The sequence below is a fragment of the Leisingera sp. MMG026 genome, from assembly GCF_021654205.1.
Taxonomy (GTDB): domain Bacteria; phylum Pseudomonadota; class Alphaproteobacteria; order Rhodobacterales; family Rhodobacteraceae; genus Leisingera.
The window spans coordinates 1-868 of record NZ_JAKFZM010000134.1; the positions used below are offsets into that span (position 1 = coordinate 1).

An 868-nucleotide genomic window follows, 5' to 3' on the forward strand; every position below is an offset into this window, starting at 1 on the left:
ACGAAGCCCGACTGATGCCGCCTTCGTTTGTGAAAGGGTACGTCAAGCGCGGTAAGGGTGACGCACTGGATGCGGAAGCGATCTGCGAAGCGGTTCAGCGTCCAACCATGCGCTTCGTGCCGGTGAAAGCGGTCGAGCAGCAGGGTATTCTCGTGGCGCACCGGACCCGCTCACTGCTGGTTCGTCAGCGCACGATGGCTGCAAATGCACTGCGCGCCCATCTGGCCGAATTCGGCCTTGCCGCCAATCCTGGCATCGCCAATCTTGTGAAACTGGCTGACCGGGCATTCGCCGGTAACGACCTTCCGTCTTATGCCCGCCGAGCCTTTGAAATCCTGATCCGGCGACTTGCCGAACTGACCGAAGAGATCAGCATGCTCGACCGGGAACTGCGGGGCTGGCATGCCGAAAACGAAGCCAGCCGCAGGCTCGCGGCCATCCCCGGCGTCGGCGTCGGCGTGATCACCGCAACCGCCATTGCTGCCACTGTAACGGACCCCGGTCAGTTCCGCTCGGGCCGGCAGTTCGCTGCCTGGCTCGGTCCCACACCTCAGCAGCGCTCGACCGGCGGCAAAACCCGGCTCGGCGGCATCCCGAAGCAGGGCGGCCGATATCTACGAAGATTGCTGGTGGTCGGCGCGACTGCCGTGATGCGCCATGCGAAGAGGACACCGTCACCGATGACTGATCGGGTCAACAGCCTGCTGGAGAAAAAGCCATTCCGGCTTGTCTCTGTCGCGTTAGCCAACAAGCTCGCCCGCATCGCCTGGGCGATCCTGAAGAGAGGAGACACCTGCCGGCCATAGGGGTTGCCCGCCTGAAAGGCATGCAGCCCAAACCCGAATTGGCAATGGCAGTCGATGATGCG

Annotated in this window: 1 protein-coding gene; it reads left to right on the forward strand. The window is 63.1% G+C overall.

Annotated elements, in window-relative coordinates; translation table 11 throughout:
- Positions 1–806 (forward strand): IS110 family transposase (locus L1069_RS23810; protein WP_237457293.1); only part of this gene is annotated, 806 nt, incomplete at its 5' end.
- Positions 807–868: the final 62 nt, after the last annotated feature.